Annotated in this window: 14 protein-coding genes; 11 read left to right on the forward strand and 3 right to left on the reverse strand. The window is 62.4% G+C overall.

Translation table 11 applies throughout. From position 1 onward, the window contains the following. Positions 1-25 precede the first annotated feature (25 nt). The 9 genes from IV500_RS18835 (at position 26) to nrdR (ending at position 10,249) form a co-directional block, all read left to right on the forward strand. A complete protein-coding gene (locus IV500_RS18835) occupies positions 26-613 on the forward strand; it encodes a cell division protein SepF (protein WP_196398360.1) in 588 nt (195 codons plus the stop codon). 103 nt (positions 614-716) lie between these two features. After that, complete coding sequence (locus tag IV500_RS18840; protein ID WP_196398361.1) at positions 717-1,007, forward strand: YggT family protein; 291 nt, start codon at positions 717-719, stop codon at positions 1,005-1,007. A gap of 185 nt (positions 1,008-1,192) precedes the next feature. After that, a complete protein-coding gene (locus IV500_RS18845) occupies positions 1,193-2,050 on the forward strand; it encodes a DivIVA domain-containing protein (protein WP_196398362.1) in 858 nt (285 codons plus the stop codon). A gap of 335 nt (positions 2,051-2,385) precedes the next feature. Then, entirely contained in the window at positions 2,386-2,907 is a 522-nt protein-coding gene (lspA, locus tag IV500_RS18850) for a signal peptidase II (protein WP_230855184.1), read from the forward strand. Beyond that, positions 2,900-3,826, forward strand: coding sequence for an RluA family pseudouridine synthase (locus IV500_RS18855; RefSeq protein ID WP_196398364.1), 927 nt, complete (start codon positions 2,900-2,902; stop codon positions 3,824-3,826). The genes lspA and IV500_RS18855 overlap by 8 nt, the downstream gene beginning before the upstream one ends. Positions 3,827-3,956: 130 nt before the next feature. Next, positions 3,957-7,433, forward strand: coding sequence for a DNA polymerase III subunit alpha (gene dnaE / locus IV500_RS18860; RefSeq protein ID WP_230855185.1), 3,477 nt, complete (start codon positions 3,957-3,959; stop codon positions 7,431-7,433). A gap of 64 nt (positions 7,434-7,497) precedes the next feature. Further along, positions 7,498-8,040 carry a hypothetical protein gene (locus IV500_RS18865; RefSeq protein ID WP_196398366.1) on the forward strand — a complete coding sequence of 181 codons (543 nt, stop codon included), beginning with the start codon at positions 7,498-7,500 and terminating at the stop codon, positions 8,038-8,040. Between the two features lie 107 nt (positions 8,041-8,147). Further along, the gene (gene hisD, locus IV500_RS18870) at positions 8,148-9,563 is read left to right on the forward strand and encodes a histidinol dehydrogenase (protein ID WP_196398367.1); all 1,416 of its coding nucleotides are present in this window, start codon (positions 8,148-8,150) and stop codon (positions 9,561-9,563) included. A 119-nt stretch (positions 9,564-9,682) separates the two neighbouring features. After that, the gene (nrdR, locus tag IV500_RS18875) at positions 9,683-10,249 is read left to right on the forward strand and encodes a transcriptional regulator NrdR (protein WP_196398368.1); all 567 of its coding nucleotides are present in this window, start codon (positions 9,683-9,685) and stop codon (positions 10,247-10,249) included. A 61-nt stretch (positions 10,250-10,310) separates the two neighbouring features. On the opposite strand, the gene ppgK is transcribed toward nrdR, so the two are convergent. Continuing rightward, on the reverse strand, positions 10,311-11,105 hold the full coding sequence (gene ppgK, locus IV500_RS18880; protein WP_196398369.1) for a polyphosphate--glucose phosphotransferase: 795 nt from the start codon (positions 11,103-11,105) through the stop codon (positions 10,311-10,313). 58 nt (positions 11,106-11,163) lie between these two features. Beyond that, positions 11,164-12,042 (reverse strand): type I methionyl aminopeptidase, encoded by an 879-nt coding sequence (map, locus tag IV500_RS18885; protein ID WP_196398370.1) that lies wholly within the window; start codon positions 12,040-12,042, stop codon positions 11,164-11,166. Between the two features lie 70 nt (positions 12,043-12,112). On the opposite strand from map, the gene IV500_RS18890 reads away from it, so the two are divergent. Beyond that, positions 12,113-12,277: an SPOR domain-containing protein gene (locus tag IV500_RS18890; RefSeq protein WP_196398371.1), complete on the forward strand. Its 165-nt coding sequence runs from the start codon at positions 12,113-12,115 to the stop codon at positions 12,275-12,277. Between the two features lie 105 nt (positions 12,278-12,382). Here the strand turns inward: IV500_RS18890 and panB are convergent, their stop codons facing one another. After that, positions 12,383-13,312, reverse strand: a complete 930-nt coding sequence (gene panB / locus IV500_RS18895; protein ID WP_196398372.1) for a 3-methyl-2-oxobutanoate hydroxymethyltransferase — start codon at positions 13,310-13,312, stop codon at positions 12,383-12,385. A gap of 97 nt (positions 13,313-13,409) precedes the next feature. On the opposite strand from panB, the gene glnA reads away from it, so the two are divergent. Continuing rightward, positions 13,410-14,750 carry a type I glutamate--ammonia ligase gene (gene glnA, locus IV500_RS18900; RefSeq protein ID WP_196398373.1) on the forward strand — a complete coding sequence of 447 codons (1,341 nt, stop codon included), beginning with the start codon at positions 13,410-13,412 and terminating at the stop codon, positions 14,748-14,750. Positions 14,751-14,778: the final 28 nt, after the last annotated feature.

The following is a 14,778-nucleotide window of genomic DNA, read 5'->3' on the forward strand; positions in this document are numbered from 1 at the left end:
GCTAGAAGACCTATGAGGAGCTACCATGGCTGGCGCTCTGCGCAAGACAATGATTTATCTTGGGCTCGCCGATGGTGAGGAGCACTACGAGGCTGAGCACCCTCAGTCTGGACACAAGAATGAGGATTATTCAGTGGACTACGACAGGGATGTACAGAATCGGGATGTCGCCGGTCGGGATGTACACAGTCGGGAAGTACACAGCCGCGACGCGCAAAGCCGCGTGGAGGCCGCTCCCGAGCAGACCGCTGCGAGGACAGCTATCGACGAGTACCGGGCTCCGGTGACGCCGATCAAGCGGGCAGCCTCGAGCCGCGAAAGTGCTTCCGGCCTGCGCCAGATCACCACGGTGCACCCCCGTTCCTACAATGACGCCAAAGTGATTGGGGAAAGCTTTCGCGAAGGCATCCCTGTCATCATGAATGTCACGGATATGGGTGAAGCTGATGCCAAGCGCCTGGTCGACTTTTCCGCCGGGCTCGTCTTCGGTCTGCATGGCAGCATTGAGCGCGTGACCAACAAGGTTTTCCTGCTCTCGCCCTCCTACATTGAGGTTCTCGGAGACGACAAGAAGGCCTCGGACACACAAGCCAGCTTCTTCAACCAGAGCTAATCGCGGCAAGGTCCGGCCGACTGGCCGGGCCTTTTCACGTCCGGGGACGGTATTGTTGATGTCTCCACCTGCCGACTTCAGATAAGGATCGTGTCTGACCGCCGTGTCAATTGTTTTCGCGTTGCTATACCTGCTGCTGTTCCTGTTCTTTCTGGCGCTCATGGTCCGCTTGGTTTTTGATTGGGTACAGGTGTTTGCCCGCGGCTGGCGCCCGAAATCCCTGGCGCTCGTGGCCGCGTCCGGGGTCTATTCGGTGACGGATCCGCCGCTGAAACTGCTCCGTCGCTGGATCCCTCCGCTTCAGCTCGGCGGTATGTCGCTGGACCTAGGCTTCATGCTCCTGCTGATCCTGGTCGGAATAGCCATGTCTCTCACTCAGGCCGTCGCCGTGTAGCGTGCGTAAAACCACATTGTCTTTTCCAGCCGCGTCTGGTTCGGCTGACGTTAGTAAGCAGATCAGAAAAGCTATACTGTAAATTTGATAGACCCTGCACTATGGATCTCAAGGTCCGTAGTCGGTACCGCAGTTGAGAGCGCTTCCGGGCGGTCTGGACTAACTTATATCAACGAGGTGACTAGATGGCGCTCACGCCAGAAGATGTTGTCAACAAGCGGTTTCAGCCAACGAAATTCCGTGAAGGCTATGACCAGGACGAAGTCGACGACTTTCTCGACGAGATCGTGGTTGAACTACGCCGACTGACCCAGGAAAACGAAGAGCTCCGCAAGAAGCTCGCCGCACAGCCTGGGGGTTCCGCATCTGCCGCCTCCGCTCCGGCACCGATTGTGGAAAAGATCCCGGCCAGAGACAGCAAGACCGATGACGTCAAGGCTGAGACCAAGGGCGCTAAGTCCGGCAAGGGCGACGGCAAGGGCGACGGTGCTAAAGGCAGTGATGCTAAGGGCAGCGACGTAAAAGGCAGTGATGCTAAAGGCAGCAACGTCACGGGCAGTGACGCAAAGGGCAGCACCTCGGTCAAGAACGACGCCGCGTCCACAAGCGCGGTTACGCCGGGAGCTGCCCCGGCTCCGGCTGCCGAAGCTGCGCCCGCACCGGCGGCTGCCGCGCCGGCCACCAGTGCCGAACCGTCCGCGAATGCGGCCGGCATCGATTCGGCAGCCGGGGTCCTGGTAATGGCCCAGCGTCTGCACGACGAGTACGTTAACGCCGGCGTTGAGCAGCGCGACAAGATCATTGCCGAGGCTCAGATGGAAGCCAGCTCTCTGGTCAACGACGCACAGGAGAAAAGCCGGAAAACCCTTGGCGCGCTCGAACAGCAGCGTTCCGTCCTGGAGCGTAAGGTCGAGCAGCTTCGTGGGTTCGAGCGCGATTACCGTGCCCGACTCAAGGCCTACATCGAAGGCCAGCTGCGCGATCTGGACGCCCGCGGCTCCGTCGCATCCCCGGACGTCTCGGACAGCAGCGCCAATTCCTGAATTGCATAGCGAAAACCGGTGGCTGGGGGAATCTCCGGCTGCCGGTTTTCGGCGTTGAGACGCCTGTTTCCCGCGTTAAGACGATCCACTTCCAGCGACACTACGAAAGCATTATGAACGACGATCCAGCCCGCGGCGCGGCCGCATCCCAGGCATCACGGCGCCGGCAGGCTCCTGCAGCACTCCCAACCGCAGCAATTCCTCCCGCAGCCATCCCAACCCCGGCGGGTCCAACCGAGTCGGGTCCGGCCCCGACGGCCCCGACTCCGGCGAAAGCTGCGGGTGCGCCGGCTGCGGGTGCGGCGGCGGGACGTCCCGGACGACGCCGGCGGCCACTGGTGCTGACGCTGGCCGGGTTTGCGGTGCTCGCCTATGTGTTGGATCAGCTGACCAAATGGTGGGTTTCCAGCACCATGACGGATGGGCAGATCACCCAGGTGCTCCCGCCGGTGCTCAGCTGGCATTACATCCGCAATTCCGGAGCCGCCTTCTCCATTGGGGAAAATGTCACTTGGCTCTTCACCATCGTTATGGCGGCGGTGGCGATCGGCATCGTGGTTCAGGCGCGCAAGCTGGGTTCCGTCTGGTGGTCCGTGGCCATGGGCATGTTGCTCGGCGGCGCGCTCGGAAATCTAACCGACCGCTTGTTCCGTGAGCCGTCTTTTGGCATGGGACACGTGGTCGATTTCATTGCGCTGCCCAATTTTGCCATCTTCAATGTCGCTGATTCCTCTGTTGTAGGCTCGGTGATCCTGATCTGCATTCTGACGCTCAAAGGGATCCCGTTCGGTGGCAAAGTACCGCCGGCCGATGCTTCACCGGTGAGTCCCGCAGGTGCCGAGAGCACCAATGACTGAGCAGGTGCACGTCCCGGTGGATCTGGCCGGGGAACGAGTTGACTCCGCACTGGCCCACCTGCTGGGGATGTCCCGGTCGTCAGCGGCGCTGCTTTGCTCGGAGGGAAACGTTCGGCTCAATGGAGCTGCCCTGGGCAAGGCGGACAAGCTCCGCGCTGGTTCGCTGCTGGAGGTGACTATCCCGGTGCGCCGGGATCCGCTGGCCGTCATCGTTGAACCGGTGGAGGATCTGAAGATTCTGCTCGACGACGAGTCCTTCGTTGTCATCGATAAGCCCGTCGGCGTTGCTGCCCACCCCTCACCGGGCTGGGTGGGGCCGACGGTGGTCGGCGCGTTGGCCGCTGCCGGCTACCGGATCTCCACCTCGGGCGCGCAGGAGCGGGCCGGCATTGTGCACCGGCTCGACGTCGGCACATCCGGAGCGATGGTGGTGGCCAAGACCGAGGCGGCGTACACGGTGCTTAAACGCGCCTTTAAGGAACGAACGGTGGAGAAGGTCTATCACGCCATCGTGCAGGGCCTGCCTGACCCGCTTAGGGGTACCATCGACGCACCGATCGGCCGGCATCCGGGCCACGACTGGCGTTTCGCGGTGATCGAAGACGGTCGTCCCTCGATCACGCGCTATGAAGTGCTGGAGGCGTTTGGCCGGGCTGCCCTGCTGGAGGTCCATCTGGAAACCGGCCGGACGCACCAGATCAGAGTGCATTTTTCCGCTCTTCGCCATCCTTGTGCGGGGGATCTGACATATGGCGCGGACCCGAAATTTGCGGCCGAGCTGGGGCTGACACGGCAATGGCTGCACGCGCGTCAGTTGGGCTTCAGCCATCCCCGAACGGGTGATTGGGTTGAAGTCGTCAGCGAGTACCCGGAGGACCTTTCCTACGCGCTGAGCGCGCTGCAGTCGGGCCTGCACTAGGTCGGTCATTTTCCCCCGGCAGCGTTCCGGCACGGACCATGGTCCGGCGACCATGGCCGCCACGGCCTAGAATGTACGGGTGGCTAGCTCCGATTCCTTTGTTCATCTGCACAATCACACCGAGTATTCGATGCTGGACGGTGCCGCCCGGCTGAACGACCTGTTCAGCCATGCAGAAGAACTCGGCATGAACGCCCTCGCGACCACGGACCACGGCTTCGTCTTCGGCGCCTTCGACTTCTGGGCCAAGGCAAAGGCCGCCGGCATCAAACCGATTATCGGCGTCGAGGCGTATCTGACGCCCGGCACGGCACGTCAGGACCGCACCCGTGTGCAGTGGGGCGGGGGCGGGCGCGACGACGTCTCCGGAGCCGGGGCCTACACGCACCTGACCATGTGGTCCGAGAGTACCGAGGGCATGCACAACCTTTTTAGGATGTCCTCGAAGGCCTCGCTGGAAGGGTATCTCTACAAGCCGCGGATGGATAGGGACCTGCTCCAGACCTACGGCAAGGGGCTCATTGCCAGCACCGGCTGCCCCTCGGGGGAGGTGCAGACCAAGCTCCGGCTCGGAATGTATAAAGAAGCCGTTCAGGCTGCCTCGGATTTCCGCGACATCTTCGGCAAGGACAACTACTTTTGTGAATTGATGGACCATGGTCTGGACATCGAACGCAATGTCTCCTCGGATCTGCACAAGCTGGCCAAGGAACTGGGTCTTCCCCTGCTGGCCACCAATGATCTGCATTACACGCATCCGGAAGACGCGGCCTCGCATGCGGCGCTGCTCTGTGTGCAGTCCGGTTCCACCATGGCCGATCCCAAACGCTTTAAATTTGATGCGGACGAGTTCTACCTGAAGTCACCGCAGGAAATGCGGCTGCTCTTCCGGGACTATCCCGAGGCCTGCGATAACACGCTGCTGATAGCCGAGCGCTGCAGCGTTGATTTCAATACCAGTGCCAGCTACATGCCGGTGTTCCCCGTGCCGGAGGGCGAGGATGAGCATTCCTGGTTTATTAAAGAGGTCGAAACAGGTCTGCACTACCGCTACCCGGCCGGAATTCCCGACGAGGTGCGTAAGCAGGCCGAGTTCGAGGTCGGCGTCATCACCCAGATGGGGTTTCCGGGGTACTTCCTGGTCGTGGCGGACTTTATTAACTGGGCCAAGAACAACGGCATCAGGGTGGGGCCCGGACGGGGCTCCGGTGCCGGTTCCATGGTGGCTTACGCCATGCGCATCACGGACCTGGATCCGCTGCGGCACGGACTGATCTTTGAGCGCTTCCTGAACCCGGAGCGTGTGTCCATGCCCGACTTCGACGTGGACTTCGATGATCGGCGCCGTTCCGAGGTGATCCGCTACGTCACAGAGAAATACGGCGACGAGCGGGTGGCCATGATTGTCACTTACGGCACCATCAAGGCCAAACAGGCGCTGAAGGACTCCTCCCGGGTGCAGGGCTATCCGTTCTCCACGGGCGAGCGCCTGACTAAGGCGATGCCGCCGGACGTCATGGGCAAGGGCATGCTGCTGACCGAGGTGCACAACAAGGAGGCAAAGCGATACTCGGAGGCCGAGGAGCTCCGGGAGATACTGCGCACAGATCCGGACTCGCAGCGGGTCTTTGACATGGCACTCGGGCTGGAGGGCCTCAAACGCCAGTGGGGTGTGCACGCCGCGGGTGTCATCATGTCTTCGGACCCGCTGATCGACATTGTCCCTATTATGCGCCGTGAGCAGGACGGCCAAGTCATCACCCAGTTTGATTACCCCACCTGTGAGGGCCTGGGCCTGATCAAGATGGACTTTCTGGGGCTGCGCAATCTGACCATCATCAGCGACGCGGTAGAAAACATTAAGGCCAATGCCGACGTCGACCTGGTGCTGGAGGATCTGGAACTCGATGACAAGGAGTCCTACGAGCTGCTGGCCCGCGGTGACACGCTTGGCGTTTTCCAGCTCGACGGCGGCCCAATGCGCGCGCTGCTCAAGCAGATGCGCCCGGATAACTTCGAGGACATCTCCGCCGTTATCGCCCTGTACCGCCCGGGTCCGATGGGCGCCAACTCGCACACGAACTATGCCCTGCGCAAAACCGGTCTACAGAACATTGACCCGATTCACAAAGAACTCGAGGAGCCGCTTGCCGAGATTCTTGGCGGCACCTACGGCCTGATCGTGTATCAGGAGCAGGTAATGGCCATTGCCCAAAAGGTGGCGGGGTTCACCCTGGGCCAGGCCGATATTCTGCGCCGTGCCATGGGTAAGAAGAAGAAGTCTGAACTGGACAAGCAGTACGCGGGCTTTGAACAGGGGATGAAGGATAACGGTTACTCAGCCGCGGCCGTGAAAACCCTTTGGGACATCCTGCTGCCGTTCTCTGATTACGCCTTCAATAAGGCGCACTCGGCAGCTTACGGAATGATCTCGTATTGGACGGCCTTCCTGAAGGCGCATTATCCGGCCGAATATATGGCGGCGCTGCTGACCAGCGTGGGCGATGACAAGGACAAACTGGCCCTGTACCTGAACGAGTGCCGGCGGATGGGCATCACGGTGCTGCCGCCGGATGTGAATGAATCGAGTGTGAACTTCACTCCGGTCGGGCATGACATCCGCTTCGGCATGGCGGCGATCCGTAATGTTGGCGTCAACGTCGTTGAGGCCATGGTCAGCACCCGAGGAGAAGCGGGCAATTTTACGTCCTTCAAGGACTACCTGCTGAAGGTTCCCGCCGTCGTCTGTAATAAGCGGACCATCGAATCCCTGATCAAGGCCGGTGCCTTCGACTCCCTCGGCCATCCGCGACGCGCGCTGGCGATGGTGCATGAAGAGGCCATCGACTCGGTGATCGTCCTCAAGCGCAACGAGGCTGTCGGTCAGTTCGACCTTTTTGCCGGTTTCGCCGAGGAGGAGCCCGAGGCGAGCCTGGCCCTGGATATTCCGGAGCTGCCCGAATGGGAGAAGAAGGACAAACTTGCCTTTGAACGGGACATGCTGGGACTGTACGTTTCGGACCATCCACTGCAGGGGCTGGAGGGTGTGCTGAGCCAGCACGCCGACCAGACAATTACGGCACTAATCGGCGAGGACGGTCCGGCCGACGGCGCCATCGTGACCATTTCCGGGATGATCACCTCCCTGTCCCGACGCATCGCCAAGGCCAGCGGCAATGCCTATGCCCGCGCCGAGGTGGAGGATCTGGGAGCCTCGATCGAGGTGATGTTCTTTGGCCAGGTGTACGGACCCATCGCTACCGTGCTGGCGGAGGACCTGATTGTTGTGGTCAAGGGCAGGCTGCAGAAACGCGACGACGGCGCCATTACCCTGAATGCCATGGAGCTGACGGTTCCCGACCTCAGCGACGGCCATTCCGGACCGGTCGTCATCTCGCTGCCAAGCTTCAAGGCCACCGAACATGTGGTTACCGCCCTCGGCGACGTTCTGCAGACGCACCCGGGAACCACGGAAGTGCAGGTGCGGCTGGCCGGATCCCGCACCATTGAGGTGATGAAACTCGGACTCCACCTGCGCGTGAATCCGAGCCCGGCGCTCTTCGGAGACCTCAAGGTCCTGCTGGGTCCGGCGTGTCTGGAAGTGTGAGTGGCGTGGGTGCCGGACAGCCGGCCGGATTTCCGGTCGCTGTTTCGTTTGCTAGCGTAGAACCATGACTCAACCGCCCAACACAGGCGCAGCACAGTACCCGCCCGCCGTGTATGCGAAGGCCGTTCCGGGCGACCTCACCAGCGCCCCGCCGGCTTCGCTGCTGCACTGGTTCTCGCTCACCGCTGCCGCAGGCGTGGTGGTGGGGGTTCTGTGGTGGTTGCTGGCACCCGGCGGTGCGTTCTACGGGTCAGGGGAGGACCCTGCAACCTGGCTTCCCCGGGACCTCGTCCTGGGCACATTGGGACTGGTCGCCGGCGTTTTAGCCGCGGTCTTCCTGCTGCCCCAAGGCCGTCGTGCCGGCTCGTATGCAAAGGTGCTCGCCGCCGTCGTCGGTTCCGCAGCAGGCTCGGTCATCGCATGGCAGATTGGCACCCTGGCGGGAGCGCTCTTCGGTCACCCGACCAGCCACCCGGCAAGTGAGAGCATTGCCTTCTCGCTGCGCTCCCTTGGCGTGCTCGCACTCTGGCCCGCGGTATGTTCGCTGATCGTTTTCGTCGTGACCTTGCTCAGCCTGCTGCGCGCCGGTCCGTCCCGCGAACAGTAAAATGCAACGGCATCCCATGATCAGGTGTGCTTATGCCACAGCTGCTGATTTGCCATGGCTGCCGGGCACGCACCTGCCACCGAAGCTCCAGCCGGTAAACTTCAAGGGTGACTAGCAGCCAGATTCAAGGTTCCCGCCCCACCGATGCCCTCACGGTGCGCACCATTGACCTGCGCACCATTGACCTGCGCGGCAGGGACCTGGGGCCTGAAGGTCTCCGGCGGGCAGTGCCACGGGCTGCGCCGGCGGACGCTGCTGACGCCGAACACAAGGTTCAGCAGATCATCGACGATGTACGGCGTCGCGGTTACGCTGCGCTAAGCGAGCTGGCTGAACGGTTCGACGGCGTCACACAGCGGGACCCGCGGGTCCCGGCGGCTGCGCTCGGCGACGCTCTGGCGGGGCTCGATCCCGCGGTGCGGGCGGCCCTGGAGGAATCAATTGACCGGGTCAGGAGAGTCGCCACGGCCCAGCGCCCGCCGGATGTTGACGTCGAACTGGCAGCCGGAGCCGTGGTGGGCCAAAAGTGGCTGCCGATGGGGCGCGTCGGGCTGTATGTTCCCGGCGGGCTCGCGGTGTATCCATCCTCCGTCGTGATGAGCGTTGTACCCGCCCAGGCTGCCGGGGTCGGTTCCATTGCGCTGGCGTCGCCGCCGCAGAAGTCATTCAACGGGCGCCCGCACCCTACGATCCTGGCGGCCGCTGCCTTACTCGGCATCGAGGAGGTTTATGCCATCGGCGGGGCTCAGGCCATAGCAGCCTTCGCTTATGGGATTGCAGCCGGCGAAGACGGGGCAGCGGCGCTGGACCCAGTGGACGTAATCACCGGACCGGGAAACATTTTTGTTGCCACCGCCAAGCGGCTGGTGCGGGGCGTGGTCGGCATCGATTCGGAGGCCGGCCCCACCGAAATCGCGATCCTGGCCGACGCCGGGGCTAATCCTGTCCTGGTGGCCGCGGATCTGATCAGTCAGGCCGAGCATGATCCACAGGCCAGCTCGGTCCTGGTCACCGACTCGCCCGAACTCGCCCGCGCCGTCCAAAGCGAACTGCAGATCCAGGCAGCGGCAACCCGGCACCGTGACCGTGTGGCTCAAGCGCTCTCCGGCCGGCAGTCCGGCGTCGTGCTGGTGGACTCGCTGGAACAGGGCATTGCCGTCTGTGATGCCTATGCCGCCGAGCATTTGGAAGTTATGACCGACAACGCTCCTGCCGTGGCTGCCAGGATCAGCAATGCGGGGGCAATCTTTGTCGGGAGCTACAGCCCGGTGAGCCTGGGGGACTACTGTGCAGGATCCAACCATGTGCTCCCCACCGGAGGCACTGCGGCATTTTCCTCGGGACTGAATGTGACGACTTTCCTGCGGGCTGTCCAGGTCATCAATTACGACAAGACTGCGTTGCGGGAGGTGGCGGAGCACATTGGCGCGTTAGCCGAGGCGGAGAACCTTCCCGGGCATGCCGATGCTGTACGGGCCCGCTTCGGCAAGGACTCCACCGTTGGCAGTAAAGCACACAGCTGAGAAGCAAACCCAGGCCGACCACTACATATGGTAATGACGTCATTGTAGTTCAACCAGATGTAGTCCTAGACTGGAGTGAAATGTTCACGAGTGTGAAACAAACGCGGGAAGGGTGAGGCATGTACTGTCCGTTTTGCCGCAACCCGGACTCACGGGTGGTCGACAGCCGAATGACCGACGACGGCGCAGCCATCAAGCGCCGCAGGCAGTGTCCGGAGTGCGGTCGCCGGTTCAGCACCGTTGAAGCTGCCAGCCTTTCCGTGATTAAGCGTTCCGGGGTCGGCGAACCGTTCAGCCGGAGCAAGGTCATCAGCGGTGTGCGCAAAGCATGCCAGGGCCGTCCGGTCACCGAAGATGACCTGGCCTTACTTGCCCAAGAGGTTGAAGAAGCCATTCGTGCCAGCGGTGCAGCTGAAATTCAAGCCCACCAGGTTGGCCTGTCCATTCTGGGCCCGCTGCAGAAACTGGACCAGATCGCCTACCTGCGGTTCGCGAGCGTATACCAGGACTTTGAGTCGTTGGAGGACTTCGAAAAGGCTATCGCGGTTCTCCGCCAGAATCCGAGCCCCGGCTTGGACAGTGGGGTAGCAGCCGGCAATTTACGCGGCGCCTCAGCCACAGACGGAGCGTCTGCCTCGAGCGGCGCGTCTGCGTCAGCCACAAGCGTCTCGTCTGAGCTCGGCTAGGACTCAATAGGCTCCGCGGTGGCGGGGAGGGCAAGCCCTGGCCCGCCGCCGGCTTGGCCCGTTATTTGACGAGCTTGAAGTGCATGGCGGCCTGCAGCGCACCGCCCACGATCCCCGCGTTGTTCTGCAACTGCGCGGGGATGATTTCGGTCTGCAGATGCATGGCCGGCAGAAAGTCTTCGGTGCGTTTGGAGATGCCGCCACCAATGATAAACAGCTCAGGGGAAAAGATGAACTCGAGGTGGCCGAAGTAGCGCTGCAGCCGCTTGGCGTAGTCGGGCCAGCTGAGATTTTCCCGTTCGCGGGCGGCAGCGGACGCCCGTGATTCGGCGTCCGCGCCGTCGAGCTCAAGATGGCCGAGTTCTGCGTTTGGCACCAGCTTGCCGTCGAAGATGAAGGCGGAACCAATCCCGGTTCCCAAAGTGATGACCAGTACCGTGCCCTTGATCCCGCGGCCGGCACCGTAGCGGGCCTCGGCGAGGCCGGCGGCGTCGGCATCGTTCATGACCTGCACGTCCCGGCCAAGTTCCTGCGTCAGCAGAGCATCGACGTCCGTGCCCTTCCAGCTCTTGTCCACATTTGCGGCAGATTTGGCGACACCGTGGGCAATGATGGCGGGAAAGGTCACGCCAACGGGCGCGTCCTTGTCCGGGGCGCCGTCGCGGGTCATCAGTTCCGCCACGATCGCGCCTACGACCTTCGCAACGGCCTCCGGTGTGGAGGGCTGCGGCGTGTCGAAGCGGAACCTATTGCCAACCAGCTTGCCCTTTTCCAGATTGACGATCCCGCCCTTTATGCCGGTGCCGCCAATGTCGATGCCGATGACGTTGGAATGGGAGGGGGCCTTTTTCGACATTTTGACTCCGGAAGGTTGATGGGGCTGACAACGGACGGGGGCTTCGGGGTTGCCAGCCTTAGGGCAGGGTAAGGATCTCTGCGCCCGAATCGGTGACCAGCAGGGTGTGCTCAAACTGTGCCGTACGCTTGCGATCACGTGTGACGACCGTCCAGTCATCCTCCCACATGTCCCACTCGACGGTGCCGAGCGTAAGCATCGGTTCGATGGTAAATACCATTCCGGTTTCGATCACGGTGTTGTACGCAGGGGCGGCGTCATAATGCGGAATTATCAGACCGGTGTGGAACGCCTCACCGACACCATGGCCGGTGAAATCACGGACCACTCCATAGCCGAACCGCTTCGCATAGGACTCGATCGTGCGTCCAATAACATTGATTTCACGCCCCGGCGCCACCGCACGGATGGCCCTTGCCAAGGATTCCTGCGTGCGCTCCACCAGCAACCTCGACTCCTCATCTACGTCGCCGCAGAGGAAGGTGTAATTAGTGTCCCCGTGCACGCCGTTGATGTAAGCGGTGATATCGATGTTGATGATGTCGCCGTCCTGCACAACAGTGCTGTCCGGGATGCCATGGCAGATGACCTCGTTTAGCGAGGAGCACAGCGACTTGGGGAAGCCGCGATAGCCCAGTGTCGACGGATAGGCCTTGTGGTCCAGCAGAAATTCGTGGCCCACCCGGTCCAACTGATCCGTGGTGACGCCGGGAACAATATGTTTACCGACCTCCACGATGGCGTCGGCGGCAATTTTGGAGGCAACGCGGATTCGCTCCACGGTCTGCGCCGACTTGACCTCCGAGCCGGTGAACTTGGCCGGCCCGGCCTTGCCGACATACTCGGGGCGGGCAATGGAGGCCGGCACCGGCAAATGCGGGCTGACGTTTCCTTGCACAAGAGTTCCGACGGGGGCGGTGGTGGCGTACGCAGGCATGGTCCTATCCTATAAGGAGTCGCCGAACCCGTTGCAGTCAGCAACACTTGGACCCACTGAAGGAGCAGCAATGCCGCAGTTCTGGTACAACGTCAACACCCACCAGGTCGAAGAGGACGCTATGAGCGACTACACGCAGCTGATCGGTCCGTACAACAGCCGCGAGGCGGCCGAACTGGCGTTGACGAAGGTAAAGGCCCGCAATGAGTCCTGGGAAGCGGGCGACGACGACTGACCGGTTCGGCGGTCCCGGCCGGCACCGCTTTCCGTTGTGGCACCGCTTTCCGTTGTGGCGCGCTGTCCGTTGTGGCGCGTAAGACTTCAGCAAGGAAGTCTGAGCCTAGAAGGAGTGTTCCGGGCCCGGGAACGTCCCATTGCGGACGTCGTCGCCAAACGCCGCGGCGGCATTGGCAAGCACGCTGTGCAGATCCGCATACTGTTTGACGAACTTGGCGATGTGTCCGGTGCGCAGACCCGCCATGTCCTGCCAGACGAGCACCTGGCCGGTGGTCGCTTTTCCTGCGCCGATGCCGATGGTCGGCACGCGCACGGCTGCGTCGACGGCGGCCGCAGCCTCGGCCGGCACCATTTCCATCAGGACGCAGAACGCGCCCGCCTCGGCCAGCGCGACGGCGTCGTCCACCAGTGCCTGCTGCGCCGCACCGCGGCCCTGCACGCGGTACCCGCCCAAGGCGTGCTCGCTTTGCGGTGTGAAGCCGATGTGCGCCATCACAGGAATGCCGGCGGCTGTCAGGGCGCGGACGGTGTCCGCGTAATAGGCGCCGCCCTCCATCTTGACTGCGTGCACCCGGCCTTCCTTCATCAGCCGGACGGAGGACTCGATGGCCTGGGCGGGGGATGCCTCGTAGCTGCCGAAGGGAAGGTCAGCGACCACGACGGCACGGTGTGCGGCCGTGCTGACAGCGCGGGAAAAGATCACCATTTCATCCATCGTGATCGGCAGAGACGTCTGGTAGCCCAGAACGTTGTTCGCCGCCGAGTCGCCGATCAACAGCACTTCGATCCCCGCCTCATCGAAAATTTGTGCAGCGTATTGGTCGTAGGCGGTGAGCATGGCGAATTTGCTGCCGTTGTCCTTCGCCGCCTGAAGATGGTGGGTGCGTACGCGCTTGACCGGGGAGGAGCCGGTGGGCCCGGTACTCTGCGGGTCCGTGGAAGCCGCTGACGTACCAGTGCCGGCCGGCCCGGAGCCGTAGGGCGCAGGGAGTTCGGTGGCGGGCAACGGATCGGGAGTGCTTGCGGAGGCCATCTTTGAAGCTTAACGCCGGACGGGAGCGGATGGCGATTTACTTAGTACAGTGTGTAGTGCCCCGAAGATGCGCCACCGAGTCAGAAATGAGGGCGTCGTGGATCGCCAGCAGGAATTCGTACTTCGCACCATCGAAGAGCGCGACGTGCGCTTTGTGCGCATGTGGTTCACCGACGTCGTCGGCTCGTTAAAATCCGTGGCCCTGGCACCCGCCGAGGTGGAGGGCGCCTTCGAGGAGGGGCTCGGTTTTGACGGCTCCTCGATCGAAGGGCTGGCCCGGGTTTTTGAGTCCGACATGCTGGCCCAGCCCGATCCGTCCACCTTTGCGATTTTGCCGTGGCGCGGGGAAACCGACCAGACGTCGCGGATGTTCTGCGACATTCTCACGCCCGACGGCGAACCGTCGGCTGCTGATCCGCGCAATGTGCTGAAGCGGACGTTGGCGAAGGCCGCAAACATGGGGTTTACCTGCTATACCCATCCGGAGATCGAGTTCTACCTGCTCAAGTCCCAGGACCTTGGACCGGACGGAATCCCGGTGCCGGTGGATCAGGCGGGGTATTTTGACCATGTTCCCGGTGGGGTGGCGCAGGACTTCCGCCGCACAGCCGTAACCATGCTGGAAAACGTCGGCATTTCGGTGGAATTCAGCCACCATGAGGGCGGCCCCGGGCAGAACGAGATCGACCTGCGCTATGCGGATGCCCTGCAGACAGCGGACAACATTATGACCTTCCGGACGGTGATCAAGGAGGTCGCGCTTCAGCAGGGCACCTATGCGACGTTCATGCCCAAGCCTTTCTCCGATCATCCCGGCTCCGGAATGCACACGCATTTCTCCCTTTTTGAAGGCGATACCAACGCGTTCTACGAAGCGGGGGCTGAATTCCAGCTGTCCCTGACCGCGCGGCAATTCATCGCCGGTGTACTGCGTCACGCGCCGGAATTTACCGCCGTGACGAATCAGTTTGTTAATTCCTATAAGCGGCTGTGGGGCGGGGGCGAAGCGCCGAGCTACTTGTCCTGGGGACACAACAACCGTTCAGCCCTGGTGCGTGTGCCGTTGTACAAGCCCGGCAAGGGCCAGTCCGCGCGGATTGAGTACCGCGGCATCGACTCGGCAGCCAACCCGTATCTGGCGTATGCCGTGCTGCTCGGCGCAGGCCTTAAGGGCATCGAAGAGGGCTACGAACTGCCGGCGGCGGCCGAAGATGACATTGAGTCACTGACCGCGGGCGAGCGCCGGGTGATGGGCCATGATCCGCTGCCCTCCAGCCTGCACGACGCGGTCCGGCAAATGGAGGACTCCGAGCTGATGCCGCAGATCCTGGGCGAGCAGGTCTTTGAGCACTTCCTGCGCAATAAGCGTGCCGAATGGCAGGATTACCGCCTGCAGGTGACCCGCTATGAGCTGCAGCGCTATTTGGGCATCCTCTAGGCCGTGCCAATGACGGGCCGGAACGAAA

Source organism: Arthrobacter terrae (assembly GCF_015708085.1).
Lineage (GTDB): Bacteria > Actinomycetota > Actinomycetes > Actinomycetales > Micrococcaceae > Arthrobacter_M > Arthrobacter_M terrae.